General features: G+C 63.9%; 23 protein-coding genes. 13 read left to right on the top strand and 10 right to left on the bottom strand.

All coding sequences use genetic code 11. The annotated features are described in order from the left end of the window. Positions 1 to 14: 14 nt before the first annotated feature. From AC5J09_RS26665 to AC5J09_RS26675, 3 genes are all read right to left on the bottom strand, one after another. Positions 15 to 776 (bottom strand): amino acid ABC transporter ATP-binding protein, encoded by a 762-nt coding sequence (locus AC5J09_RS26665; RefSeq protein ID WP_100672677.1) that lies wholly within the window; start codon positions 774 to 776, stop codon positions 15 to 17. Then, positions 773 to 1,453 (bottom strand): amino acid ABC transporter permease, encoded by a 681-nt coding sequence (locus tag AC5J09_RS26670; RefSeq protein ID WP_003535752.1) that lies wholly within the window; start codon positions 1,451 to 1,453, stop codon positions 773 to 775. Before AC5J09_RS26670 ends, AC5J09_RS26665 begins: the two co-directional genes overlap by 4 nt. 145 nt (positions 1,454 to 1,598) lie before the next feature. Continuing rightward, positions 1,599 to 2,372 (bottom strand): amino acid ABC transporter substrate-binding protein, encoded by a 774-nt coding sequence (locus AC5J09_RS26675; RefSeq protein ID WP_018097439.1) that lies wholly within the window; start codon positions 2,370 to 2,372, stop codon positions 1,599 to 1,601. 252 nt (positions 2,373 to 2,624) lie between these two features. Between AC5J09_RS26675 and AC5J09_RS26680 the strand changes: the two genes are divergently transcribed. The 3 genes from AC5J09_RS26680 (at position 2,625) to ispG (ending at position 6,123) form a co-directional block, all read left to right on the top strand. After that, positions 2,625 to 3,422: a DeoR/GlpR family DNA-binding transcription regulator gene (locus AC5J09_RS26680; RefSeq protein WP_494298966.1), complete on the top strand. Its 798-nt coding sequence runs from the start codon at positions 2,625 to 2,627 to the stop codon at positions 3,420 to 3,422. A gap of 72 nt (positions 3,423 to 3,494) precedes the next feature. After that, the gene (locus tag AC5J09_RS26685) at positions 3,495 to 4,685 is read left to right on the top strand and encodes an MFS transporter (RefSeq protein ID WP_198516757.1); all 1,191 of its coding nucleotides are present in this window, start codon (positions 3,495 to 3,497) and stop codon (positions 4,683 to 4,685) included. Between the two features lie 184 nt (positions 4,686 to 4,869). After that, a complete protein-coding gene (gene ispG / locus AC5J09_RS26690; protein WP_018097436.1) occupies positions 4,870 to 6,123 on the top strand; it encodes a flavodoxin-dependent (E)-4-hydroxy-3-methylbut-2-enyl-diphosphate synthase in 1,254 nt (417 codons plus the stop codon). Between the two features lie 9 nt (positions 6,124 to 6,132). Here ispG and AC5J09_RS26695 read toward each other — a convergent pair whose 3' ends face one another. The 3 genes from AC5J09_RS26695 to AC5J09_RS26705 all read right to left on the bottom strand — a co-directional run bounded on the left by AC5J09_RS26695 (position 6,133) and on the right by AC5J09_RS26705 (position 8,867). Beyond that, positions 6,133 to 6,774 carry a LysE family translocator gene (locus AC5J09_RS26695; RefSeq protein ID WP_275597126.1) on the bottom strand — a complete coding sequence of 214 codons (642 nt, stop codon included), beginning with the start codon at positions 6,772 to 6,774 and terminating at the stop codon, positions 6,133 to 6,135. Between the two features lie 118 nt (positions 6,775 to 6,892). After that, positions 6,893 to 7,948 (bottom strand): histidinol-phosphate transaminase, encoded by a 1,056-nt coding sequence (hisC, locus tag AC5J09_RS26700; RefSeq protein ID WP_494298967.1) that lies wholly within the window; start codon positions 7,946 to 7,948, stop codon positions 6,893 to 6,895. 4 nt (positions 7,949 to 7,952) lie between these two features. Continuing rightward, a complete protein-coding gene (locus AC5J09_RS26705; RefSeq protein WP_324762529.1) occupies positions 7,953 to 8,867 on the bottom strand; it encodes a polyprenyl synthetase family protein in 915 nt (304 codons plus the stop codon). A gap of 149 nt (positions 8,868 to 9,016) precedes the next feature. Here AC5J09_RS26705 and mtgA point away from each other — a divergent pair, with 149 nt between their 5' ends. The 3 genes from mtgA to rpmF all read left to right on the top strand — a co-directional run bounded on the left by mtgA (position 9,017) and on the right by rpmF (position 10,873). After that, a complete protein-coding gene (gene mtgA, locus AC5J09_RS26710; RefSeq protein WP_494298968.1) occupies positions 9,017 to 9,805 on the top strand; it encodes a monofunctional biosynthetic peptidoglycan transglycosylase in 789 nt (262 codons plus the stop codon). 72 nt (positions 9,806 to 9,877) lie between these two features. Further along, on the top strand, positions 9,878 to 10,525 hold the full coding sequence (locus AC5J09_RS26715; RefSeq protein WP_494298969.1) for a glutathione S-transferase family protein: 648 nt from the start codon (positions 9,878 to 9,880) through the stop codon (positions 10,523 to 10,525). A gap of 162 nt (positions 10,526 to 10,687) precedes the next feature. Further along, positions 10,688 to 10,873 carry a 50S ribosomal protein L32 gene (gene rpmF, locus AC5J09_RS26720; protein ID WP_003535764.1) on the top strand — a complete coding sequence of 62 codons (186 nt, stop codon included), beginning with the start codon at positions 10,688 to 10,690 and terminating at the stop codon, positions 10,871 to 10,873. A gap of 177 nt (positions 10,874 to 11,050) precedes the next feature. On the opposite strand, the gene phaR is transcribed toward rpmF, so the two are convergent. Then, a complete protein-coding gene (gene phaR / locus AC5J09_RS26725; RefSeq protein ID WP_003535770.1) occupies positions 11,051 to 11,629 on the bottom strand; it encodes a polyhydroxyalkanoate synthesis repressor PhaR in 579 nt (192 codons plus the stop codon). A gap of 222 nt (positions 11,630 to 11,851) precedes the next feature. Between phaR and AC5J09_RS26730 the strand changes: the two genes are divergently transcribed. The 7 genes from AC5J09_RS26730 (at position 11,852) to AC5J09_RS26760 (ending at position 21,102) form a co-directional block, all read left to right on the top strand. Beyond that, positions 11,852 to 13,033 (top strand): acetyl-CoA C-acetyltransferase, encoded by a 1,182-nt coding sequence (locus AC5J09_RS26730; protein ID WP_100672683.1) that lies wholly within the window; start codon positions 11,852 to 11,854, stop codon positions 13,031 to 13,033. A gap of 117 nt (positions 13,034 to 13,150) precedes the next feature. Next, positions 13,151 to 13,876 carry a beta-ketoacyl-ACP reductase gene (locus AC5J09_RS26735; RefSeq protein WP_018097420.1) on the top strand — a complete coding sequence of 242 codons (726 nt, stop codon included), beginning with the start codon at positions 13,151 to 13,153 and terminating at the stop codon, positions 13,874 to 13,876. Between the two features lie 745 nt (positions 13,877 to 14,621). Then, the gene (locus AC5J09_RS26740; RefSeq protein WP_494299136.1) at positions 14,622 to 17,684 is read left to right on the top strand and encodes a helicase-related protein; all 3,063 of its coding nucleotides are present in this window, start codon (positions 14,622 to 14,624) and stop codon (positions 17,682 to 17,684) included. Between the two features lie 9 nt (positions 17,685 to 17,693). Beyond that, positions 17,694 to 18,107: an RNA-binding S4 domain-containing protein gene (locus AC5J09_RS26745; RefSeq protein WP_018097418.1), complete on the top strand. Its 414-nt coding sequence runs from the start codon at positions 17,694 to 17,696 to the stop codon at positions 18,105 to 18,107. A 384-nt stretch (positions 18,108 to 18,491) separates the two neighbouring features. Next, entirely contained in the window at positions 18,492 to 18,830 is a 339-nt protein-coding gene (gene fdxA, locus AC5J09_RS26750) for a ferredoxin FdxA (RefSeq protein ID WP_003535779.1), read from the top strand. Between the two features lie 409 nt (positions 18,831 to 19,239). Then, entirely contained in the window at positions 19,240 to 19,809 is a 570-nt protein-coding gene (locus tag AC5J09_RS26755) for a CarD family transcriptional regulator (RefSeq protein WP_003535785.1), read from the top strand. Positions 19,810 to 20,235: 426 nt separating this feature from the next. Then, the gene (locus tag AC5J09_RS26760; protein ID WP_018097417.1) at positions 20,236 to 21,102 is read left to right on the top strand and encodes an RNA polymerase factor sigma-32; all 867 of its coding nucleotides are present in this window, start codon (positions 20,236 to 20,238) and stop codon (positions 21,100 to 21,102) included. 188 nt (positions 21,103 to 21,290) lie between these two features. Here AC5J09_RS26760 and AC5J09_RS26765 read toward each other — a convergent pair whose 3' ends face one another. The 3 genes from AC5J09_RS26765 to thiP all read right to left on the bottom strand — a co-directional run bounded on the left by AC5J09_RS26765 (position 21,291) and on the right by thiP (position 25,468). Then, positions 21,291 to 22,802, bottom strand: coding sequence for a M48 family metalloprotease (locus tag AC5J09_RS26765; protein ID WP_100672686.1), 1,512 nt, complete (start codon positions 22,800 to 22,802; stop codon positions 21,291 to 21,293). A gap of 321 nt (positions 22,803 to 23,123) precedes the next feature. Then, the gene (thiQ, locus tag AC5J09_RS26770) at positions 23,124 to 23,840 is read right to left on the bottom strand and encodes a thiamine ABC transporter ATP-binding protein (protein ID WP_324762525.1); all 717 of its coding nucleotides are present in this window, start codon (positions 23,838 to 23,840) and stop codon (positions 23,124 to 23,126) included. Next, the gene (gene thiP / locus AC5J09_RS26775; protein WP_494298970.1) at positions 23,837 to 25,468 is read right to left on the bottom strand and encodes a thiamine/thiamine pyrophosphate ABC transporter permease ThiP; all 1,632 of its coding nucleotides are present in this window, start codon (positions 25,466 to 25,468) and stop codon (positions 23,837 to 23,839) included. Before thiP ends, thiQ begins: the two co-directional genes overlap by 4 nt. Position 25,469 lies beyond the last annotated feature (1 nt).

The raw sequence follows: 25,469 nt of genomic DNA on the forward strand, positions 1-25,469 counted from the left end.
CACCGCCCGATGCCTCAAATGTCATAGCTCATCGGCGCGCTCAGGGAGGCGATGAATCGCTTCGTCCGCTCGCGCTCCGGCGTCGAGAAGATCTTGCGCGGGGGACCGCTTTCGACGACGACGCCGCCATCCAGGAAGACGACGTGATCGGCGACGCGGGAGGCGAGGCGAAGGTCGTGGGTGGCCATGATCATCGTGGTGCCTTCCCGCGCAAGGCGGCTCAGGACCTCCACCACTTCTTCCGCCAGTTCCGGATCCAGCGCCGAGGTCGGCTCGTCGCAAAGGAGCACGCGCGGCGAGGGAGCAAGTGCCCGGGCGATCGCGACACGTTGCTGCTGGCCGCCGGATAGCGTGGCCGGCCAGGCATCCGCCTTATGCGCCATTCCGACTTTCTCCAGCAGCTCGAGCGCCCGGGTGCGGGCCCGGTCGGCCGGCCACTTGAGGACGGTGACGAGGCCTTCCATGACATTGCCGATCGCCGTCTGGTGCGGGAAAAGCTGGAAGTTCTGGAACACCATTCCCGTCTGACGGCGCAGTCTCTGGATCGCCTGCCAGCCGACCTTCCGGCCTTCCGCGAATTCGAGCCGGTCGTCGCCGAGGCGAATTGCCCCCGCCGTCGGGATCTCCAACAGGTTGACGCAGCGCAGCAGCGTGCTCTTGCCGCCGCCGGACGGTCCAACGAGCGCAGTCACGCTGCCTTCCGCGAGCGAGACGCTGATGTCGTTCAGCACGGTGTTGGTGCCGAAGCGCTTGACGATGTGGGAGAGCTCGATCATGCGCGCGCCTCCAGGAAGCCGCCATAGCGGGCGAAGCGCTGCTCCAGTTTCCCCTGCAGCGCCGAAAGGACGGAACTCATGACAAGATAGATCAGGGCGGCTTCGATGTAGAGGATCAAGGGTTCATAACTGGTGGCGACGATGCGCTGCGCCGTCTGAAATAGCTCCGGCACCGTGATCGCGGCGGCGAGCGAGGTGTCCTTGACGAGCGAGATGAAGGTGTTCGACAGCGGCGGAACGGCGACGCGGCCCGCCTGCGGAAGGATCGTCCGGCGCATCGCCTGGCTCCAGCTCATGCCGATCGAGTAGGCCGCTTCCCACTGCCCCCTCGGAACCGACGAGATCACCGCGCGGATGATTTCGGAACTGTAGGCGCCGATATTGAGCGTGAAGCCGATCAGCGCTGCGGGAAAGGCGTCGAGCAGTATGCCCATGCTCGGCAGGCCGTAGAAGATGACGAAGAGCTGCACGAGCAGCGGCGTGCCGCGGATCACCCACACATAAAACCGGGCCACGGCCGCGAAAGGAGCGGGAGCAAACAGCCGGACGACGGCGGTGACGAGGCCGAGAGCCAGGCCGAGGGTGAAGGAGAGGAGCGTTAGAGGGATCGTGAAGATCAGCCCCGCCCAGAGCAGGGCCGGCAACGAATCCGCCATCAGTTGAAGCCAGTGGGGCAAGGGAGAACCTTTCAAAACGCGCGATCCGTCCCGGATGCCGGGACGGATCGCGATTCATAAGCAGGATGGGGAAAGGTGTGAAGCCCACATCCGTGCAACTTGAAGAGCGGGGGCGGTTGTTCGACCGGTCGCGCTTCCGCAGGCCCTATTTCGAAACGTCGGCGCCGAAATATTTCTGCGAGATCTTCTCATAGGTGCCGTCGGCCTTGATCTCGGCCAGCGCCTTGTTGATCGCTTCGAGCAGCTCCGGCTCGCCCTTGCGGATGATGATGCCCGAATAATCGGCATCGGGCTTTTCGGCGGCGATCTTCACATTCGCATCCGGCTTCTGCTTCTTGAAGTCGAGGAAGGAAAGGCTGTCATTGATGGTCGCGTCGGCCCGGCCCGTCAGCACGAGCTGGATCGACTGGTCGAAACCGTCGGTTCCGACGAGCTCTGCGCCCGAGGCTTGCGCGAGCTTGCCGAAGTTGCTGGTCAGCGACTGTGCCGACTTCTTGCCCTTCAGGTCGGCGAAGTCCTTGATCTCCTCGTCGTCGCCGCGGACGATCAGCACCGCCTTGGAGGCGATATAGGGTTCGGAGAAGTCGTATTTCTTCTTGCGTTCCTCGGTGATGCCGACCTGGTTGATGACCGCGTCGTAACGGTTTGCGTCGAGGCCGGCGATCAGGCCATCCCACTTGCCTTCCAGGAATTCCGGCTTGACGCCGAGGCGCTTGGCGACTTCCTGGCCGATCTCGACGTCGAAGCCGACGAGAGCGCCGCTCGCGTCATGATAGGTGAAGGGGGCGTAAGTGCCCTCGGTGCCGATCTTCAGCACGCCTGCGGACTTGACCTCGTCCAGGTTCTGCCCCGCCTCAGCGGGAACGAAGGCGGCGAGTTGCAGGAGGGCGGCAGCAAAAAGCGTCGGAAGGAGTTTCATGGTTGTTTTCCAGTTCTGGTTCTCCGGCCGTCATCCGGATTGCAGCGAATTTCGCATAAACCCGCCAGTTTCCAAGCGTATAAAAGACCAATTCCGAACGGTTTCGATGAAGATTTTTCCTCAGATGGCCGATTCCCCCCGAAAACGCTGCGGCGTGAAATGTTCCGCTGCGTGCCTGCGGTTTTGCGGCAGGCGGGATTGAAAGCCGTGGTTGGGAGTGATAATCACGCTTCCATCGATTCATGCACGATTATGCACGGTTTCAGGATGTCCATCGATCTGCTGCTGCGAGAGAGAAAGAGTCTGATCCAGGAAAGGCTCAGAACCGAGGGCCGGGTGCTTGCGGCCGATCTCGCGCGCGAATTCGGCGTGTCGGAAGACACGATCCGCCGCGACCTGCGCGAAATGGCCGCCGCCGGTCTTTGCGAGCGCGTCTATGGGGGAGCGTTGCCGGTTGCGCCCGACGCGGGCTCGCTCGTGGCCCGGATATCGCGCGCGCCCGAACGGAAGGCGGCGCTGGCGCGGGCTGCGGTCGCCTTTCTGAGGCCGCGCATGACCGTGTTCCTCGACGCCGGCTCCGCCAATCTGGCGATTGCGCAGGCGATCGGACCGGACCTCCCCGCGACGATCATCACCAATACGCCGCCGGTCGCGGCGGCCTTGATGGAGAAGCCGGGCATCGAAGTCATTCTGGTGGGCGGGCCGTTGAACCGCGCTGTCGGCGCGGCAGTCGGTGCGCGGGCGCAGCGCGATGCCGAGCTCTTGCGGCCCGATCTCGCGATACTCGGAACCTGCGGTGCGGATGCCGAAGCAGGGCTGACCGCGTTCCACTTCGAGGATGCGGAATTCAAGCGGCTGATCGCTTCCAGGAGCCGCGCCCTGCTTGCGGCCGTCACGACCGACAAGCTCGGTACCGCTGCGCCGCATCCGGTGGTCGCCATAGACGGTGCCTCCACGCTCGTTCTCGAGGCGGATGCGCCGGAAGCCCATGTCGCGGCCTTCACGGCGCGGGGGGCGAACGTCGTTCTCGCGAAGGAGCGTATCCGGTGATCCGCGATCCCGACGGCAATCTCATCGAAATCACCAATTGGGCCGGACGATCCGGCAGCGGAAGGTTAACCCATGGATCAGCGTACAGATTCCGCCCAGAAAGCCGTTGGCCGGCAGGGCTATATGTCGAAAAACCGGCTAGCCGTGTCTCTCCTGTTTCTGATGAACGGCTTCGTCACCGGAAGCTGGGCGCCGAAAATCCCGGAGTTCAAGGAACGCCTCGGCATCGGCGAGAGCGTTCTCGGCCTTCTCATCCTCGGTTTCGGCATCGGCTCGCTGGTGCTGATGCCGATTGCCGGCGGCTTCATCGCCCGTCTCGGCTCGCAGAAGGTGGTCAAGGTCACGGCGATCATCCTTTCACCGCTGCTTCTCCTTCTGACGCTGCTGCCGAATCTGTGGACGGCAGCACTCGGCATGTTCCTGCTCGGCGGCTTCGTCGGCGCGATGGATGTGGCCATGAACGCCAATGCCGTCGAGGTCGAGAAGTCGATGCGCCGTGCAATCATGTCCTCGTGCCATGCCTATTGGAGCCTCGGCGGGCTGATCGGCGCCGGGATCGGCGGCTTTCTGATGGCCCGCTTCGGCGTGCTGCCGCATGCGATCGTCGTCACCTGTCTGTGCCTTGCGATACTCGCGGTTGCCTGGCCGATGATCCTTGCCGACCGGCCGCATCCTGCGGCAACCAAAGAGAAGCTTAGGCTGCCGATGACGCCGCTGCCCTGGCTGATCGGCATCATGGCGCTTTTCTCGATGGTGCCCGAGGGTGCCGTTCTCGACTGGGGTGCGCTTTATCTGAAGGATGAACTCGGCGCCTCCGTCGAGCTTTCAGGCTTCGGTTTTGCGGCCTTCTCGGCGACCATGGCGGCGATGCGCTTTGCCGGCGATCACGTGCGCGACCGGCTCGGCGCCACTCTGACCCTGCGCATCTGCACCGTGACCGCTCTCTTCGGCATGGTGCTGGCCGGTCTCGCTCCCAATGCCGTTCTCGCGATCCTCGGTTTTGCGCTTGCAGGCATCGGCATTTCCAACATGGTGCCGATCGCCTTTTCGGCTGCCGGCAATATGCCGGGTCTGCAGCCCGGCATCGGGCTGTCGGTCGCGACCACCATGGGCTATTCCGGCATGCTGTTTGCGCCCTCATTGATCGGCTTCATCGCGGAACACAGCGGCTTCGCGATCATCTTCGCCTGTGTTCCCGTGCTGTTCATCGTGGTGCTGCTGCTTTCGCATCACGCCGTTCATGCGGATCATGGCAAGGGGTGATCGTCCTTCGGGCGGGGCGCAGACCGGCGCAAGCGACTGCTCGCGTAGCCGCTGCCATCAATTCGCCGTCAGCGCGTGATGTTGCCGTTGACAAGCGGGCGTTCCTTCGCCACCTGAAAAGTGAAAGTATCGGGCGGTCCGTGCGCGTTCCGCTCTGCAGCAACGGACCCAAGAAGAGGCCTTCATGTCTTCTGCCTTCGATTTCGAGCCACAGCCGCGCCGCGCCTCGGTTGCCGTCGATGTCGGCGGCGTGATCGTCGGTGGCGGTGCTCCGGTCGTCGTCCAGTCGATGACGAACACCGATACGGCCGATATCGATGCGACGGTGGCGCAGGTGGCCGCACTCCACAAGGCAGGTTCGGAGCTGGTGCGCATCACGGTCGATCGCGACGAGAGCGCCGCGGCCGTGCCGAAGATCCGCGAGCGGCTCCTGCGCCTCGGCATGGACGTGCCGCTCGTCGGCGATTTTCATTATATCGGTCACAAGCTGCTCGCCGATCATCCGGCCTGTGCCGAGGCGCTTGCGAAATACCGCATCAATCCCGGCAATGTCGGTTTCAAAGACAAGAAGGACAAGCAGTTCGCCGAAATCATCGAGATGGCAATCCGCTACGACAAACCGGTTCGCATCGGGGTGAACTGGGGCTCGCTCGATCAGGAACTGCTGACGCGCCTGATGGACGCGAACCAGGCGAATGGCTCCCCTCTGACGGCACAGCAGGTGATGCGCGAGACGATCGTGCAATCGGCGCTTCTCTCGGCGGAACTTGCAGAGGAGCTGGGCCTGCCGCGCAACCGCATCATCCTGTCCGCCAAGGTCTCGGGCGTGCAGGACCTGATCGCCGTCTATGCGATGCTCGCCGCCCGTTCCGACCATGCGCTTCATCTCGGCCTCACCGAGGCGGGCATGGGCACCAAGGGCATCGTCGCCTCTTCCGCCTCGCTCGGCATTCTGATGCAGCAGGGCATCGGCGACACCATCCGCATTTCCCTGACGCCCGAGCCCGGCGGCGACCGCACGCGCGAGGTGCAGGTGGCGCAGGAGCTACTGCAGGTGATGGGCTTCCGTCAGTTCATTCCGGTGGTCGCGGCCTGTCCGGGCTGCGGCCGCACCACCTCGACCGTGTTCCAGGAACTGGCCCAGAAGATCCAGGAGGATATCCGCGCGAGCATGCCGGTCTGGCGTGAGAAATATCCGGGCGTCGAGGCGCTGAAGGTCGCCGTGATGGGCTGCATCGTCAACGGCCCCGGCGAGAGCAAGCATGCCGATATCGGTATTTCGCTTCCTGGAACCGGCGAAATGCCGGCCGCACCCGTCTTTATCGACGGGCAGAAGGCGCTGACGCTGCGCGGACCGAAGATCGCCGAGGACTTTCAGCTGCTCGTCGCCGATTATATCGAGAAACGCTTCGGCCACGGCCAGGCGGCCGCGGAGTAGTATCGAGGATCAAAGCCGCGCCGTCAAAAGCTTGAAGCCGGCAAAGGCGAAGAAGCCGGCCATCAGGCTTTCGATGATCCGCCGCGATTTCAGATAGGCCCGATGGACCGGCGCGAGCGAGAAGACGATCGCGAAGCCGCAGAAGGTCACGAGACCGATCAGCATGCAGCCGACGATGAAGGCGGCGGTGACGCCGACCGGCGCTCCCTCCGGCATCCCGAGCGAAACCAGCATCATCCAGGCGAAGATCGCCTTCGGATTGGTCAGGTGGATCCCGAGACCTTTGAGGTAAAGCTTCTTGAGCGAGGAGGTCGGGGGCACACGAAGGGCGGACGGTCGGGCGTCGCCCCGCATCGCCGCTCTGAGCGCATTATAGGCAAGCCAGAACAGGTAGCAGGCGCCGGCGATCTTCAGGACGATGATCGCCTGGCCATAGGTCCGGATAAGGGCCGACAGGCCGGAAGCCGTCAGCATCGCCCAGGTGTAGCTGCCGCTCAGCACGCCGAAGGCGAGCGCGAGGCCTGCGCGTCTCCCCCGGCTGATCGAGGTGGCGATGATCGCCAGAACCGCGGGCCCCGGCGAGGCAACGGCGATGACATAGGCCGTCCAGGCGACGAGGAGCTGCGGCAGATAGGGCGTAAGGTCCAGCATGACGGCGTCCGATTGTCCTTGCGAACGGGACAGTAGCCGAGGCCTCCGTTGATGCCAATGGGAGGTATGGCCGTAGCCACCTGCAGCATTTTGCGGCAGCACCCGATTCTGCGCTGCCTTACAGAATCTCGTCGAGTGCCGCGACCAGCTTGGCGCATTCCGCGTCGGTGCCGATGGTGATGCGCAGGAAATCCGCGATTCGGGGCTTGGCGAAATGGCGGACGATCACAGCCCTTTCGCGCAGTTTCGCCGCCAGCGTCTGGCCCGCATGTCGGGGGTGGCGGGCGAAGACGAAGTTTGCCTGCGACGGCAGGACCTCGAAGCCGCGCTTTTCGAGTTGGCTCGTCAGCTTCGCCCGCGAGGCGATGATCTTGCCGCGGGTAACCTCGAACCATGCCTCGTCTTTCATCGCAGCCGTTGCACCCGCCTGGGCGGTGCGTCCGAGCGGATAGGAGTTGAAGCTATCCTTGACGCGCTCCAGCGCCTCGACCAGCGGGCGCTGGCCGATCGCGAAGCCGACGCGCAGGCCGGCCAGGGCGCGTGACTTGGAGAAGGTCTGAACGACGAGCAGATTGTCGTATTTCGGAACGAGCCCGATTGCGGATGCGCCGCCGAAATCGATATAGGCCTCGTCGATCACCACCGGCTGATCGGGATGCTCGGCCACCAGCCTTTCGATATCGGCAAGCGGCAGGCCGATGCCGGTGGGGGCGTTCGGGTTCGGCAGGATGACCGCGCCCGAGGGACGGCGATAATCGGCGATGTCGATGCGGAATGCGGCGTCGAGCGGCACCTCCACCGCCTCGATGCCGAAAAGGCCCGCATAGGTCGTGTAGAAGCTGTAGGAGATGTCCGGAAAAAGCAGCGGCCTGTCGTGCTTCAGCAGCGCGGCGAAAGCGTGTGCCAGGACCTCGTCGGAACCGTTGCCGACGAAGACCTCCCCGACCGATACCTTGTGGCGCGCGGCGATCGTCTCCCGCAGCCCGAGAGCGACGGGATCCGGATAGAGGCGGAGATCCGTGTCCGCCGCCGCCCGGATCGCCTCGAGCGCCTTTTCCGAGGGCCCATAGGGGCTCTCATTGGTGTTGAGCTTGACGAGATCGGCCATGCGCGGCTGTTCACCGGGAACGTAGGGTTTCAGCGCGGCCACGATCGGCGACCAGAATTTGCTCATGAGCTCAGTTCCTGCGATTGGCGATGAAGCGGGCGGTTTCGGCAAGGATCGCCGAGCTTGGCCCATAGGGTTCGAGCAGGCCTTCCGCCTCGGCCACCAGGCTTTCGAGCCGGCGCTCGGCCCAGGGCTGGCCGTGCAGGGAGACAAGCGTACCCTTCCCCCGTGCCGCATCCTTGCCGGTCGCCTTGCCGACGATTGCTGCATCGGCGGTGAGGTCGAGAAGGTCGTCGGCGAGCTGAAAGGCGAGGCCGATCTTCTCTCCGAAGGCGCGCAGGCGTCGGCGGTCCTCTGCCGGCGCATCGGCGATGATTGCGCCCGCCTCGCAGGCGAAGCGGATGAGGGCTCCTGTCTTCATCGACTGCAAAAGGACGATGCCGGCTTCGTCGGGAGCACTCTTTTCGGCGGCAAGGTCGAGCGCCTGACCGCCGGCCATGCCGCCATGCCCGGCCGCGCGCGCGAGCGCCAGCACGAGCGTCGTCTTCTGGCGGTCGGAAAGCGCCGTTTCCGGCGCCGCGATGATGTCGAAGGCGAAGGTCAGCAGGCTGTCGCCCGCGAGGATCGCCGTCGCCTCGTCGAAGGCGACGTGCACCGTCGGCTTTCCGCGGCGCATGTCGTCGTCGTCCATGGCCGGAAGGTCGTCATGGACGAGTGAGTAGCAGTGGATGCATTCGAGCGCGGCGCCTGTTCTGAGCGCCGCTTCCGCATCGCCGCCGAGGAGGGCCGCGCTTTCGGCGACGAGAAAAGGCCTCAGCCGCTTGCCGCCGTTGAGCACGCCATGGCGCATGGCGCCGAGCAGGTTTTCCGGGCGGGCGATTTCGCCCGCGCCCGGGGCCGGGCCGAGCAACGTCTCGAGCAGCGCTTCGACTGCGGCCGCGTTGGTCCTGAGGCGCGCCGGAAAGGATGATCTTTCGTCTGTCATAGAGGCTCTTTGACATGCGGCGGAGCGGCTTTCAACGGGGTTTTGCGTCGCGCGCACAGGGCCGGTCCGGGGACGACGGCGCTGCAGAGCCTTGCCTTTTGCGAGAAAGGCCGTTCAACTTTCGCTCGCCATCGCATATGAGAGGGTGAATGGGACAAGAGGCGGGCGGAAAAGAGGTGGACGGACGGGGCGTGGAGATCGTTTCGGAAGAACGCGAGGAGGCGGAGTTGTCCGCCGGTCGCCGGACAGCCACGCGCAGGACGTGGCGCTCGCGGTGGCGTCGGCTCGTTCTCGTCGTCCTCTCCGTTCTCATCCTGCCTTATGCCTTGATCGTCCTCTATCTCCTGGAGTTCATTCACCCGGTCTCGACACTGATGCTGCGCGACCTCGTGCTGCTGCGCGGCTATGACCGGCAGTGGGTGGAATTCGACGACATCGCGCCGGTGCTCGTCCAGTCGGTGATGATGTCGGAGGACGGGCAGTTCTGCGCTCATGCCGGCATCGATTGGGCGCAGATGCGTGGCGTCGTCGAGGACGCGCTCGACGGCGAACAGACGCGTGGCGCCAGCACGATCCCGATGCAGACGGTCAAGAACCTGTTCCTCTGGAACGGCCGTTCCTTCGTGCGCAAGGCGATGGAACTGCCGCTGGCGATCGCAGCCGATTTCGCCTGGAGCAAGCGGCGCCTGATGGAGATCTACCTGAACGTCGCCGAATGGGGCGAGGGCATCTACGGGATCGAGGCCGCCGCCCGTCATCATTTCGGCGTTTCGGCGGCGAAGCTTTCGCGCCGGCAGGCCGCTCTCCTCGCCGTTTCGCTGCCCAACCCGATCGACCGCAATGCGGGAAAGCCCGGGCGCGGTCTCAGGCGCCTCGCCGGCGTGATCGAGCGCCGTGCCAGCCGCTCCGGCGGTTACATCACCTGCCTTTATGATTAAGATGAAACCAATTCATTGGTTTGTCCGGTGCCGATGTGGCAAGTCTGCCCTCGGTTTCAGCGGAGACAGATCATGACCAAGCTCGTCCTCTATGTCGGCAACAAGAACTATTCGTCCTGGTCGATGCGCCCCTGGCTCGCGCTCACGGCTTGCGGCATTCCGTTCGAGGATGTCGTTATTCCTTTCGATTTTGCGGCCGGCAATCCGCGGTTCCGCGAAATCTCGCCGACAGGACGCGTTCCGGTGCTCCACCATGGCGAAAACCGCGTTTGGGAGTCGCTCGCGATCATCGAATACGCGGCGGAGCTTTTCCCGGATGCGGGTCTCTGGCCGGAGGACCGCGCGGATCGTACCCGTGCGCGCAGCTACTCGATGGAGATGCTCTCCGGCTTCCGGGCGCTGCGCGGCGCCTGCCCGATGAATATCCGCCGGCCGAGAAAGTCGATCGCTCTGCCGGATGGCGTCAGCGAGGATGTGGCGCGGATCGAGACGATCTGGCGGGAGTCGGTCGAGCGATCAGGGGGGCCGTTCCTTTTCGGCCGGTTCACCGCGGCCGACGCGATGTTCGCTCCGGTCGTCAACCGTTTCGAGACCTATGAACTCGTGACGGATTCGGCGACGCTCGCCTATATGGACGCCGTCAAGGCGCATCCGGCCTTCCGCAGGTGGGAGGAGGCCGCAAGAGCCGAAACCTGGATCGTGCCGGAGGACGAGGCCTGAAGCGGATCGAGGCTTCCCGAGGGGAGTCGAAAATTTGCGCGCGGGGACTGGTCAAAGTGCGGTTCGACATGTATAAGCGCGCGAAATTCCGAGATCGACATCTGTTTGACCCGGCCATTTTCGGCTGCTGAACAGTGTTTTGCCCGATAAGTGGAGAATGAAATGGCTGTACCGAAAAGAAAAACGAGCCCGTCCAAGCGTGGCATGCGCCGTTCCGCTGACGCCCTCAAGGCTCCGACCTACATCGAAGACAAGAACTCCGGCGAACTGCGCCGCCCGCATCATATCGACCTGAAGACCGGCATGTATCGCGGCCGCCAGGTCCTGACGCCGAAGGAAAACGCATAAGCGTTTCCGCCTGCGGATGAAGTTCGAAGGGTCGGCATTGCCGGCCCTTTTTCTTTTGGTGCGAATGTCTGATGGCTTGGACGAGCGCGCCTCTCATCCGGCCTGCCGCCCACCTTCTCCCTGCAAGCGGGGTGAGGGGCTGGAGCCCCTGCCATCACGGAGAAGCATCGCGGAAGTTCAGCCCAGATTGTCCAGTTTCGTCTGAAGGGCGCGAAGCTGTTCCTTCAGTTCGTCGATGTCCTTCGCCTCGGCCTTCCTGGTTTCCTTGGCCGGCGGGGCGGCCATGAAGGGCGAAAACATCTGCATGGCCTGATGGAACATTTCGGTGTTGCGCCGGACCTGTTCCTCGACGAGCTGCAACGGCACCTTCAGGTTCTTGCCGATCGGCGTGTCGCCGAAGGCCTTGGTGATCTGCTCGCGCATCTGCGCCTGCTGTTCGGTGAAGGCCTGCATCGAGTGCTCGAGATAGCTCGGTACGACCATCTGCATCTGGTCGCCATAAAAGGAGATCAACTGGCGGAGAAAGGAAATCGGCAGAAGCGTGTTGCCGGTCTTCGACTCCTGCTCGAAGATGATCTGCGTCAGCACGGAATGGGTTATGTCTTCGCCGGACTTGGCATCCTGCACGATGAAGTCCTCGCCCCTCTTCACCATGACAGCCAGGTCGTCGAGGGTCACGTAAGTGCTCGTACCGGTATTGTAGAGGCGCCGGTTCGCATATTTCTTGATGACGATCTGGCCTTCGTTTTTCCCCATCAGGGTCTCCTCTTACCCATGGTCCCGTCTTTATTGTATTTTTCAGAGTATCCGCAAAAGAGCGCCACTGACAATCTCTTTGTGCAATGCGGCGACGCAGCTGCGAACAAGCGCCGACAAGCCACCGTGAAGCTTTTGCGGCAGTGCAACTAGCCGTTTGACTCACGCTCCTCCCTTTGCCAGTCTGCCTCCATCAGGCAAAGCAAATATGAGGAACGTCCCATGAGCAATCCCTCGATCGTCATCGCCAGCGCGGCCCGCACGGCCGTGGGCTCCTTCAATGGCGCCTTCGGCAACACTCCCGCGCACGAACTGGGCGCGGCCGCCATCAAGGCGGTGCTCGAGCGGGCGGGCGTCGAAGCGGGCGAGGTGGACGAGGTGATCCTCGGCCAGGTGCTGCCGGCAGGCGAGGGGCAGAATCCTGCACGGCAAGCGGCGATGAAGGCGGGCCTCCCGCAGGAAAAGACCGCCTGGGGCATGAACCAGCTTTGCGGCTCGGGCCTGCGCGCCGTGGCGCTCGGCATGCAGCAGATCGCCACCGGCGATGCGAAGGTCATCGTTGCCGGCGGCATGGAGTCGATGTCCATGGCGCCGCATTGCGCGCACCTGCGCGGCGGCGTGAAGATGGGCGACTACAAGATGATCGACACGATGATCAAGGACGGCCTGACGGATGCCTTCTACGGCTACCACATGGGCATCACCGCCGAGAACGTTGCGCGGAAATGGCAGCTGACGCGCGAGGAACAGGACGAATTCGCGCTTGCCTCCCAGAACAAGGCGGAAGCGGCCCAGAAGGCCGGGCGTTTTGCCGACGAGATCGTGCCTTTCGTCGTGAAGACGCGCAAGGGCGACGTAACCGTGGATCAGGACGAGTACATCCGCCACGGTGCCACGCTCGATTCGATCGCAAAGCTCCGCCCGGCCTTCGACAAGGAAGGTACCGTGACCGCGGGCAATGCTTCGGGTCTCAACGACGGCGCCGCCGCGGCGCTCTTGATGACCGAGGCCGAGGCGACCCGGCGCGGCATCCAGCCGCTTGCCCGCATCGTCTCCTGGGCGACGGCAGGCGTCGACCCGCAGATCATGGGCACCGGCCCCATTCCCGCATCGCGCAAGGCCCTCGAAAAAGCCGGCTGGTCGGTCGCCGACATCGAGCTCGTGGAAGCGAACGAGGCTTTCGCGGCTCAGGCCTGCGCCGTCAACAAGGACCTCGGCTGGGATCCTTCGATCGTCAACGTCAATGGCGGAGCGATCGCCATCGGCCATCCGATCGGTGCCTCCGGTGCCCGCGTGCTGAACACGCTTCTTTTCGAAATGAAGCGGCGCGGCGTTTCCAAGGGGCTTGCCACCCTGTGCATCGGCGGCGGCATGGGCGTCGCCATGTGCGTGGAACGCCTGTAACCGGCCGCCTGCAATGCGGGCAAGTTTCGGATCGGACGATGGACATCAGCGGCCCGGGCTCGCCGGGCTGCAGGGGTGTGCTTTTGCGAATTTGGTTCAACCGAGCGGGAGGCGAGTATGAGCAGGGTAGCACTGGTAACGGGCGGATCCCGCGGCATTGGCGCCGCAATTTGCGTGGCGTTGAAGGCTGCGGGCTACAAGGTGGCCGCAAACTATGCCGGAAATGACGAGAGGGCCAAGGCCTTCGAGCAGGAAAGCGGCATTCCCGTCTATAAATGGGACGTATCGAGTTATCAGGCCTGCGTCGATGGCATCGCCAGGGTCGAGGCGGACCTCGGACCGGTCGACATCCTCGTCAACAATGCCGGCATCACCCGTGACGCCATGTTCCACAAGATGACGCCGGAACAGTGGGGCGAAGTGATCGGCACCAATCTCACCGGCGTGTTCAACATGACGCATCCGGTCTGGTCGGGCATGCGCGACCGCGGTTTCGGGCGCATCGTCAACATCTCGTCGATCAACGGCCAGAAGGGGCAGATGGGCCAGGTGAACTATTCCGCCGCCAAGGCCGGCGATCTCGGCCTGACCAAGGCGCTGGCCCAGGAAGGGGCGGCGAAGGGGATCACCGTCAACGCGATTTGCCCCGGCTATATCGGCACCGAGATGGTGCGCGCCGTTCCGGAAAAGGTGCTCAACGAGCGGATCATTCCGCAGATACCGGTGGGACGCCTGGGCGAGCCGGAGGAAGTGGCGCGCTGCGTCGTGTTTCTCGCTTCCGACGACGCGGGCTTCATCACCGGCTCGACGATTTCGGCCAATGGGGGCCAGTACTTCGCCTGAGGCGTGGTGCCTGCGGCTTTTTTTCGGCGCCCTTCGGGGCGCCGGATTCCGTTTTGGCCCTCGGATCTCGCATCCGTGTCCATGCTGAAGCCTGCCCCCGATGTCTATAGGTGCCACTAGATATTGTGGCGAACGAAAGGGGAAAACGTTCCTCCGGGCGAGTCGGCGCCGCTCTGCCCATGCGGGAGCGGGTGCCTGTGAAGCGATTCCTATTTCCGGACTCGGCCGATCGGCGGCGAATCCCGTTAAAATTTTTCAATCTTTCCAGACTCTTGGATTCGGAATCCTTTTGCGTGGTCAAAGGCTGCAATGACGACAATGGAAGCCGATCGGCGACTTCCGAGGGATGATCCTCCCCTTGGATTCAGCATCTGGTGCGTAACTAGATGTTGAAATCTATATATAGCCGTGAACATAAAGTGAATCAGCGCGAGTCAGCGATTCGTCTCTGATTCGTTCCGTCGCTGTTCCAGAATCCAGAACTGCAGTTGAAAGGGGAGCCGCAAGATATGGTGTGCCGCTTGGCGCATTTATTCCCCGTGAACCCTTGCGTTTGGCACGTCGCATAGGCATCTGTTTCCCGCCGGAGCGTGAACGCGCGCCGGCTCACCATACGTGTTCCTTAAATCGGAGCCGTTTTAAGGATTATATATACGCCAAATCAGCACTGCAGCGAGCTTTGCGCGACCAAGGAAGCGCGGTGCTGTAGAGACTGCCCGGGATAGAGACCTTGTCTTTTCAATCCATGATCCTGAGCGGCCGCGGCGTGACCGCGGTGCTCGGACCCACCAATACCGGCAAGACCCATTATGCGATCGAGCGCATGATCGCGCATGACAGCGGCGTCATAGGGCTGCCGCTGAGATTGCTCGCACGCGAGGTCTATACCCGTCTCGTGGAGAAGGTCGGCCACCACAATGTCGCGCTGATCACGGGCGAGGAAAAGATCGCCCCGCATCGCGCCCGCTTTTCGGTCTGCACGGTGGAAGCGATGCCGCGCGAGACCACGGCCTCCTTCGTGGCGATCGACGAGGTTCAGCTCGCGGGCGATCTCGAACGCGGCCATATCTTCACGGACCGGATACTGCACCTGCGCGGCCGCGGCGAGACGCTGCTGCTCGGCGCCGCGACGATGCGGCCGATCCTCGAATATCTGCTGCCCGGCATCACCGTCGTCGAGCGGCCGCGCATGTCGCAGCTTCTCTATGCCGGCTCCAAGAAAATCACCCGCCTGCCGAACCGCTCGGCAATCGTCGCCTTTTCGGCCGACGAGGTCTATGCGATCGCGGAGCTCATCCGGCGCCAGCGCGGCGGCGCGGCCGTGGTACTGGGCGCGCTTTCGCCGCGAACCCGCAATGCCCAGGTGGCGCTCTATCAGGAGGGGGAAGTCGACTACCTCGTGGCGACCGACGCCATCGGCATGGGGCTGAACCTCGACGTCGATCATGTCGCCTTCGCTCAGGACAGGAAGTTCGACGGCTACCAGTACCGTAACCTTAATTCGGCGGAGCTCGCCCAGGTCGCGGGGCGCGCGGGCAGGCACGTCCGGGACGGGACCTTCGGCGTGACCGGACGCGTCGATCCGTTCGACGAGGAGCTGGTGCACCGCATCGAATCGCACGAGTTCGACCCGGTCCGCGTGCTGCAATGGCGCTCCAAGGCGCTCGACTTTTCTTCGCTGAAGGCACTGAAAAAGAGCCTCGAGGCCGCACCGGCGGTATCCGGCCTGGCACGGGCGCTCCCGGCCGTCGATCAGCAGGCGCTCGAGCATCTGACCCGCTACCCGGAGATCGTCGACGTCGCCACGGCGTCCGAGCGCGTCGAGAAGCTCTGGGAAGCCTGCGCGCTCCCGGATTATCGCCGCATCACGCCGGCTCAGCATGCGGATCTGATCTCGACCATCTATGCCGACCTCGTTCGCCATGGCACGGTCAACGAGGATTTCATGGCCGAACAGGTCCGGCGCGCCGATCATACGGACGGCGAAATCGACACACTTTCGGCGCGAATTGCGCAGATCAGGACCTGGACCTATGTATCCAACCGGCCCGGGTGGCTTGCCGATCCGACACACTGGCAAGAAAAGACGCGGGAAATCGAAGATCGATTGTCCGACGCGCTACATGAAAGGTTGACGAAACGCTTTGTTGATCGCAGGACATCTGTGCTCATGAAGCGCCTGAGAGAGAATGCGATGCTGGAAGCAGAAATCAGTGTGAATGGTGATGTCTTCGTCGAGGGACACCATGTGGGTCAGCTAGCCGGTTTCCGGTTCACGCTCGCCGCGGGCAGCGAGGGAACGGACGCGAAGGCCGTTCAGGGTGCCGCCCATAAGGCGCTCGCGCTGGAATTCGAAGCGCGCGCCGCTCGTCTCCATGCGGCCGGCAATGGCGACCTGGCTCTGTCGTCGGACGGTCTTGTCCGTTGGCTCGGCGATCCGGTCGCGCGGCTCACGGCGAGCGACCACGTCATGCGTCCCCGCGTCATCCTGCTTGCCGACGACCAGCTTCAGGCTAATGCCCGCGAACATGTCCTGGCGCGGATCGAGCGTTTCGTGAACCATCACATCAGCACGGTGCTGAAGCCGCTGGACGACATTTCGCGCGCCGAGGATCTGGAGGGTCTCGCCAAGGGTCTCGCCTTCCAGATCGTCGAGAATCTCGGCGTGCTCTTCCGTCGCGACGTCGCCGAAGACGTGAAGTCGCTCGATCAGGAGAGCCGCGCGTCGATTCGCAGATACGGTGTACGCTTCGGCGCCTATCACATCTTCCTCCCCGCGCTTTTGAAGCCGGCTCCGGCGGAGCTGATCACGCTTCTCTGGGCACTGAAGAATGACGGGCTGGACAAGCCCGGTTACGGCGAGCTCATCCCGATGCTTGCCGCCGGCCGTACCTCGGTCGTCACCGATCCGTCTTTCGAGCGGACCTTCTACAAGCTCGCGGGCTTCCGCTTCCTCGGCAAGCGCGCTGTGCGGATCGATATCCTCGAGCGGCTTGCCGATCTCATCCGTCCGCTCCTGCAGTGGAAGCCGGGGACGTCGCCCCGTCCGGAAGGCGCCTATGACGGCCGCCGTTTCGTCGCGACGACGTCGATGTTGTCCATTCTCGGGGCGACGCCGGATGACATGGAGGAAATCCTCAAGGGTCTCGGCTATCGCGCCGACGCCGTGCCGGCCGAAGAGGCGGCAGCTTTCCTGGCAAGCCAGAACGGGGACACGGCGTCTGCCGAAGAGGCCGGTGCCAGCGTAGCGGATACGGGCGCCGAGGCCGAGGCCGCGGATGCGCCTGCCGCAGAGACGGAAACGGCCGGAACCGCGGCTGCCGAGACGCCTGCCGCAGAGACGGAAGCAGAGACGGAAGCCGCCGTCGATACCGCCACTGCAACGACGCCGGTGGCGCCGGCAAGCGACGATGCAGCGGCACCGGCTGAGCCGGAGGCCCCGGTTGAAGCCAAGCCGGTGCTCCTGTGGCGTCCGGGCACCCGTCAGGACAATCAGCGACAGGGCGGCCGCCAGGGCGAACAGCGCCGAGGGGGCCAGCGCCATGGCCAGACCGAAGGCCGCGAGGGCGGTCGCAGGCAGGCTCCTCATGGCAAGTCGCAGGGCAAGCCCTGGGAAGGCAAGCCGCAGGAAGGCAAGGGGTCCGAAGGAAGGCCGGGCGGTCAGCGAAAGGACCGCGGCGACCGGCACGATCGAAACAAGTCGTCTCCCTCCAAGTTCGAAGGGCGCCCGCCCCGCAAGGAAAAGCCGATCGATCCGGATTCGCCTTTCGCCAAACTCGCTGCTCTGAAGGAGCAGATGAAGAAGTAGGTCAAGCCCATGGAAAAGCAGCCGCCGTCCGCCCCTGCAATGCGCCAGCGGCTCGACAAGTGGCTGTTCTTCGCCCGGCTGATCAAATCGCGCTCGCTCGCTCAGAAGGCGATCGAGGCGGGCCATGTGGCCGTCAACGGCAAGCGTGAGACGCAATCGTCCGCCCAGATCAGGGCCGGCGACATGCTCGAGGTGTCGCTGGAGCGGCGCGATCTCGTCGTGCGCGTGCTGCTGCCCGGTTCCCGCCGCGGCCCCTATGAGGAAGCGCGCCTCCTCTACGAGGATCTGACTCCCGCCGTGCCCGCCGGCAGACCCACGCTTTTCGAGCAGGCGACGCGCGACCGCGGCGCGGGGCGGCCGACAAAGCGGGAGCGCCGCGAGACGGACCGCCTGCGGCCGGGGCCGGACCCCGAAGACGACTGATTTTCAGACTTTGGACCCGGCGCCGTAGACCGTCGCACGCGGCCTGCAACCGATTTCGGCACGCCCGTCCCGAGGCTGGAAAACTGTGCCCCCAGAGGGGCAAATCGCGCATGGATAATTCTTGCAAAGGCCCGTCAAAGCCTTTACGTGACAAGCAACGCTACAGTGCCGAACGTCCAGTTCGAAGGGCGAAGGGTGGTGTAGCAGCTTGAACCGATGTGTGGTTTCACCGGATCGATTCCGATCCACGAAGCCATGCAGAGGATGGCATTCGGGTCTGCATCGGCAGCTATGCGCGCCGGACATGCCTAGCATGCGCGGGCGATCGAGTATCACCGTTGATTGCCGTCTGCCATCAAATGTGAGCATTGGCTGGAGTACCTCATGACGTATGTCGTGACCGATAACTGCATTCGCTGCAAGTACACGGACTGCGTTGAAGTCTGCCCGGTGGATTGTTTCTATGAGGGGGAGAACTTCCTCGTCATCCATCCGGATGAATGCATCGACTGCGGCGTATGCGAGCCGGAATGTCCCGCGGGTGCAATCAAGCCGGATACCGAGCCGGGTCTCGATATGTGGTTGAAACTGAACGCGGAATTTTCCACGCAGTGGCCGAACATCACCGTTAAGCGCGACCCGCTGCCGGAGGCCAAGGAGATGGATGGCGTAGAAGAAAAATACGAGAAGTATTTTTCTTCCGAACCGGGACAGGGCGACTGAGACGGGTTTCGGTCGCTCGGTTCGTCGCTGCTGACGGACGACAGATGGCGAGGCCGGAAAGCTGGGGAAATCCTGCCGGCACTTCGCGCTTGCGAGCGCGGCGACTTGATCGTTGCCGTGCAGCAAATTATTGATTTCCGCTCTTTTTTGTGATAGTTTTCACGCACTGATCCACAGAGGGTGCTTTTGCGCGCCCGAAAACCAGCACGAAAGCAAACGATCTCCACCGCGCGGCACTTTTGAGATATGCAACGGCCCGTTGCTTGTGACTGCGCCCTAAGAGCTTGTTTGCGTTTCGTTGGAGGACCAGGTGGACCCACCCGGCGGTACCCCCGTCTATCCCGGGCCTGACTGACCCGGCCCCGGCCCCTGTGAAGGCCGGGTGCGCACTAGGGAGTGTTTGAAACGAATGACCACCCAGCAGAAGAAATCTTCAACGCGCCAAGGCTTCAAGACCGGTGAATCGATCGTTTACCCGGCCCATGGCGTTGGCCAGATCGTCGCGATTGAGGAGCAGGAAGTCGCGGGCATGAAGCTCGAACTCTTTGTCATCGACTTCGAGAAGGACAAGATGCGTCTCAAGGTGCCGGTGGCGAAGGCCGTGGGCATCGGCATGCGCAAGCTGTCCGAAACCGATTTCGTCGACCGCGCGTTGAAGGTCGTGCAGGGCAAGGCGCGCGTGAAGCGGACCATGTGGTCGCGCCGCGCTCAGGAATACGATGCCAAGATCAATTCCGGCGATCTTATTTCCATCGCGGAAGTCGTACGCGACCTCTATCGCGCCGAGAACCAGCCGGAACAGTCCTATTCCGAGCGCCAGCTCTATGAAGCCGCGCTTGACCGGATGGCGCGCGAAATCGCGGCCGTGAACAGGATGTCGGAAACGGAGGCCGTTCGCCTCGTCGAGGCCAATCTCAACAAGGGCCCGAAGCGCGGCAAGGCTATCGAAGAAGACGACGCACAGGACGAAGCCGCTTAAGCGCTCCTTGCGTCGATCAACCAGATCAGCCCGGCCATCAAAAAGGCCGGGCTTTTTTGTTGCCGTATATTCCCGGAAGCTGAGCGCCCGATGGCGCAAGAAGGCGAGAGACTGGGGGCGGCGAAGCCGCGTTACAATCGTTGGGGCGTATAGCGGCGGTATCCACAATCAAAAATCGCTGTCGCCCGCGGAACTTTTCGCGCCCGCGCACGTTTAACACTCCCGGCAGGGAGGTCTTCGCCTGTGCTGCCGAGCGATCTTGGCCCCGTGATTTCCTCACGCCTCAGGTTCGTATTCTTCCATCTAGGGCGCCCTGTCATTTCGTCAACCAGCGCCATCCGTCCCGTTGCCGAACGCAGCAAGAGAGCGCTCGGCGTTTGGAGTTCAATCGTGAAATGGCGCTCGCCGCCAGCTACGGAGCAATCGATGAAGACCCTCACAGCAGACAGGCGTATGATCAAGATTGCCATGGAAGCGCCCTATCTCGAGCGGGACGAGGAACATGCGCTCGCACAGGCCTGGCGGAACGATAACGACCAGGAGGCGCGCAACAAGATCGCAATGTCGCACATGCGTCTGGTGATTTCGATGGCGGCGAAGTTCCGCAGTTTCGGGCTGCCCATGGGAGATCTCGTGCAGGAGGGGCATATAGGGCTCCTGGAAGCCGCAGCGCGTTTCGAGCCGAGCCGGGAGGTGCGTTTCTCGACCTATGCGACCTGGTGGATCCGCGCATCGATGCAGGATTACGTGCTGCGCAACTGGTCGATCGTACGCGGCGGCACCAGTTCGGCGCAGAAGGCGCTGTTTTTCAATCTGCGCCGGTTGCGCGCGAGGCTCGCCCAGGGGGACAGACAATTGACCTCTCAGGCGATGCACGAGGAGATAGCCGCGGCGCTCGGTGTCAGCCTTGCCGACGTGCAGACGATGGATGCGCGCCTTTCCGGAAACGACGCGTCGCTGCAGGCGCCGATCGGCGGCGGCGACCCGGATGCCGGCGCCCGGCTGGATTTCCTGGCGAGCGAGGCACCTCTGCCCGACGAGCAGGTGAGCGATCTGATCGACGGCGAGCGCGCCCGCCGATGGCTGCAGATCGCGCTCGGAGAACTCAGCGAACGTGAAATGAAGATCATTCGCGCCCGCCGCCTGACGGAGGATGGCGCCACGCTGGAGGAACTCGGCGTCGCGCTTGGAATATCGAAGGAACGGGTGCGGCAGATCGAAACGCGCGCGCTCGAAAAGCTTCGTGCGGCGCTCACCGCCAAGGCACCCGCCCTGACGGCGGCGATGCATTGAAGCGCGATGCTTCGCAAGCCATTTGCCCTCATCCGCCTGCCGGAGCCTTCCCCCCGCGGGCGGGCCCGAGCGACGAGCCTCGGCCTCGCCAATGCTCAATTGAGCGACTGAGAGGCGAAACGGCGGCATGAGTCCTCTTCTCCCCGCGAGCGGGGAGAAGGTCGCGGCTGCGGCGCCGTTACGCCGCCTCACTCCGAAATGATCTTCACCTTGTCGCCGGGTCTGACCGTCGATGTGATCTGCATCGCATTGATCAGCCGGAAAAGGTCGAGCTTGCGGTCCGTACCCATCATGCGGGCCGCAAGGGTCGCGATCGTATCGCCGGACCTGACCGTGACCACCCGAATGCGCAGCGGCTTCAACGACTGGACCTCGCCGGACGTCATGCGGCGGAAGGAGGTTCGCAACTGGTTTGCCGTCGGCTCGAGTGCGCTCGAGCCTTTCGGAACGGCCGTCAGGAAGCGGTAGATGCGCTCGCCGAACCTGATCACCGTGACGTCGAAATCCCAGCGGTCGGCCGATGCGCGCGCCGTTGCGGCCTCGAGGCCGTTGACGGTGATCGGGCGGATCGTATCGGGTTTCAGGCCCGTGACCCAGCCGCTGGCGATGTAGTCGGTGAGGCTGCGCCGGCTCGTATCGGCGATGCCGTCGAAACGAATGGCGACCTCGCCCGGGCCGGTGGCAAGCACCGCCTCGGCCTTGTTGTCGATCTGGAAGCCGGTGGGCACGTCGAAGCGTATGCCGAGCTGGCCGTGCAGGAAGGTCTGTCCGCGGACATAGCCCTCCTGCGGACTGTCGCCATAGAGGATACCGTCGATGCCGGCGAGATAATAGTCGCGCCCGCGATCGCCGCTCGTCCCCTCGGGGCCGAAGGCGCGGGCATGCCGGCGCGCGAGATCGACGCGTTGCGGCGCGTTGGGGTGGCTCGACAGGAAGTCCAGGCTCTGGTCCGCCTCCGGATCGACCGCGCTGAAGCGGCTATAGGCGGCCATGGAATCGAGGAAGCGCGCCGCCGAATAGGGGTCGTATCCCGCCTCGCCCAGCATGCGGACGCCGATCACGTCGGCCTGCAGTTCCTGATTGCGCGAGAAGGCGGCAAGGCGCAGCTTGCCGCGGGCAAGCGCCTGCTTGCCGGCAAGATCGGAGGAGAGCACCTCGGACACGACGCGGCTGGCGATCACCTCCGCCTCCTCGCGCTGCTGGCGCTGGATGCCGTGATTGGCCGTCACATGCGCCATCTCGTGCGAGAGCACGGCGGCCACTTCCGCGGCGTCGTTGGCGAGCGCCAGCAGACCGCGCGTCACGTAGAGATAGCCGCCCGGAAGCGCGAAAGCGTTGATTGCCGGCGAGTTGAGAATGGTGATGCGGTAGGATTGCTGCGGGTTTTCCGAAACCGCCGTCAGGGCGCCGGTGATCCGGGCGACCAGCCGCTCGGTCTTGGCGTCGCGGTATTCTCCGCCGTAGCTCGCCACGATGCGCGGATGCTCGCGCGCACCGAGCTGGGCCCGCGGGTCGTTCTTCTGCACTTCCTCGACGATCTGCGGATTCGAAGATGGCGAAACGGTGGGCTCGTAGGTCTGCTCGATGACGGATTGGCAGCCAGCCATCAGCGTCGTGGCACCCAATGCGACCAGCGCTCGTGCGCGCACGGCTCCATGCCGCCGCGGAAACCAGCCATTCATGACTGCCTGCCTTATCATGCCTCAGCCCGTCCCCATCCGCCGGCGCGACCCGCGGCTCGAAGCCATTCATCGCAATCGGCGAAAAGTCCTACTTTTTCAGCCGGATGCGGCGCACCGGCGCGGGTGTTTCAGCCAGAATTCTGCTGTATCCGATTTCAGCGCCGCCTGCCTAGCCGACCCCAGTAGAAATAGTTGCCCCGTGGTATCGCAGCAACGGATGCGCGAATTTTGCGAGATACCCGCTGGTGTCTCCCGCGCCTCGCACGGCGCGGCGGTCAAATTGTGGCGTCCGGCGAATTTAGTGCGTCCGACGTCGGATCGGCCGCCGCGAACAGTTCGTCATCCCTCCTTGCCGAGGAACCGGTTGATGGCCGTGATGTCGCGGCGCCCGAGAAACCGATCGACTTCATCATGGGCGACAATCCGGCCCCGGTCGAGGAAAAGAACGCTGTCGGCGAGCGCCCTCACGTCATCGGGATGATGCGTGATCATCAGTATCGTGTTGCCTTCCTCCTCGTGCAGATCGCTGATGAGTGTCCGCATCTCGGCGCGCATGCCGGGATCGAGCGCGGCGAAAGGCTCGTCGAGCAGGAGGATCGGGCGGTGCCGCACGAAGGCGCGCGCGAGCGCGACCCTCTGGCGTTCGCCGCCTGAAAGCGTCGGCGGCAGCCGCTTGCCAAATCCGGCGAGCCCGACACGGGCCAGCGCGTCCTCCACTTTCATGCGGTCGGCCGCATCCAGTCGCAGCGCCGGGCTGATGCCGAAGCCGACATTGGTGGCGGCGTCGAGATGTGCGAAGAGGTTATGTTCCTGAAATATGATCGATACCGGCCGTTCCGCCGGCGGGCGACCGGTCATTTCCTCGCCGAAGATCCGGACTTCCCCGCGCTCCGGTTGCTCGAAGCCGGCGATGATGTTGAAGAGCGTCGACTTGCCCGAGCCGGAGGCGCCGGCCACGGCGACGATCCGCTCCGCGGGAACCGTGCAGTCGAAGGCGAGCGTCGTTGTTTCGAAGCTTATCTCGACGTCCTTTACGGCGAGAGCGGTGGAACTCATGTGTATTTACCCTCCGGCCGCCTCTCCTCTCCCGCCGTGCCGAGCACCGTCAGGACAAGGCAGAGAAGGCCGAGAACCAGCGCCAGTCCGGCCGCATCCGCGGTGCGATAGCTGCCCATCCGGCTATAGAGCAGATAAGGGAGGGTTACCATGTCCTCGGAGCCGAAAAGAGCGACGGCTCCCAGATCGCCGAGCGAGAGGGCCATGGCAAAGGAAAAGGCGACGAAGAGAGGTTTGCGCAGGCCCGGCCAGTCGATCCACAGCAGGCGGTGGAAGCCCCCGATGCCGAGGCTCGCGGCAAGGCGCGCGGTGCGCGCGGCATGCGTCGCCATGGCCGGCGCCAGCACCCGGTGAACGAAGGGAAGCGCCATCAGCGCATTGATGGCGACGACGACGGCCGGTGCGAAACGGGCGACGTCGCCGAACGGCCTCAGGAGCAGGAACCATCCGGCGCCGAGCACGACGGGAGGCACGAGCAGTATGAAGGAGGTGCTTGCGCCGATCCCTCCGGCAAAGAGGCGAGCCGCCGGCCCCGGGCGCCGCCGCGCCAGCGCGAGGCGTTCGGTACGGATCATCAGCGCCGCGATGACGACCGAAATCGTGGCGGAGACAAGGGCGATCGTCGCGCTCATGGCGAGCGCCCGATGGAATGCCGGCTCGCTCACGAGACGGACGAGGTCGGCCTTCGATCCGCTATAGGCGATAGCCGCAAAGGGCAGGCCGACGAGGACGACGGCGAGTACCAGCCAGATACGGTCGGCAAGCCGCGACAGACCGCTCGCGCCGTCGAAACGCCGGATGGCCCTGCCGCTAGTCTCTCCCTCCAGCGGCGCCGGCGCGATCAATTTCAAGACGAGAAGCAGCGTTCCGGTTAGGGCGACCTGAAGTGCCGAAAGGGCGATCGCCCGCGGCGGGTCGAAGTCGAAGCGCAGCGCCTGGTAAATCGCCACTTCGAGCGTGCTCGCGGCCGGCCCCCCGCCAAGCGTCAGCACGAGCGTGAAGCTGGTGGCGCAGAGCATGAAGATGAGCCCGGCGATGCCGGGAAGCAATCCACGGATCACCGGCCACTCGATGAAGCGAAAGGTGGCGAAGGAACCCATGCCGAGATTGGCGCAGCTGCGCCAGTATTCGGCCGGAATTCGCTCGATACCGGCAAGCATCAAGCGTGCGGCGAGCGGCATGTTGAAGAAGACATGGGCAATGAGAATGCCGGAGAGGCCATAGATGCTGACCGGCTGCTCCAACCCCGCTGCCGAAAGCACCCTGTTCAAGAGCCCCTGCCGGCCCCAGATTTCGATCAGCCCGAGTGCGGCGACGATCGCCGGCAGGCCGAGTGGCAGCGCCAGAAGCCGCAGCACCCAGATACGGCCGGGGAACGAAGCCTGGCGGGCAAGTGCCCGGGCCACGGGTATGGCGAAAAGGATGGCAAGAAGAGTCGAGAGGCTGGCCTGCAGCAGCGTGAAGCGTGTGATGCGCCAGATATAGGCATCGAAAAGCGGACCGGCGTCGGCGCTGCCGGCCGACTGGGCAAGCAGTGCCGCGCCGGCGAGGCCGACGAAAAGCAGGATGCCGCCGAGGGCGAAGGCCCCGGCGGCGATTGTCATCTTGCTTTCCTTCGTGCCGGACAAT

The sequence above is a fragment of the Sinorhizobium sp. genome, assembly GCF_059070375.1.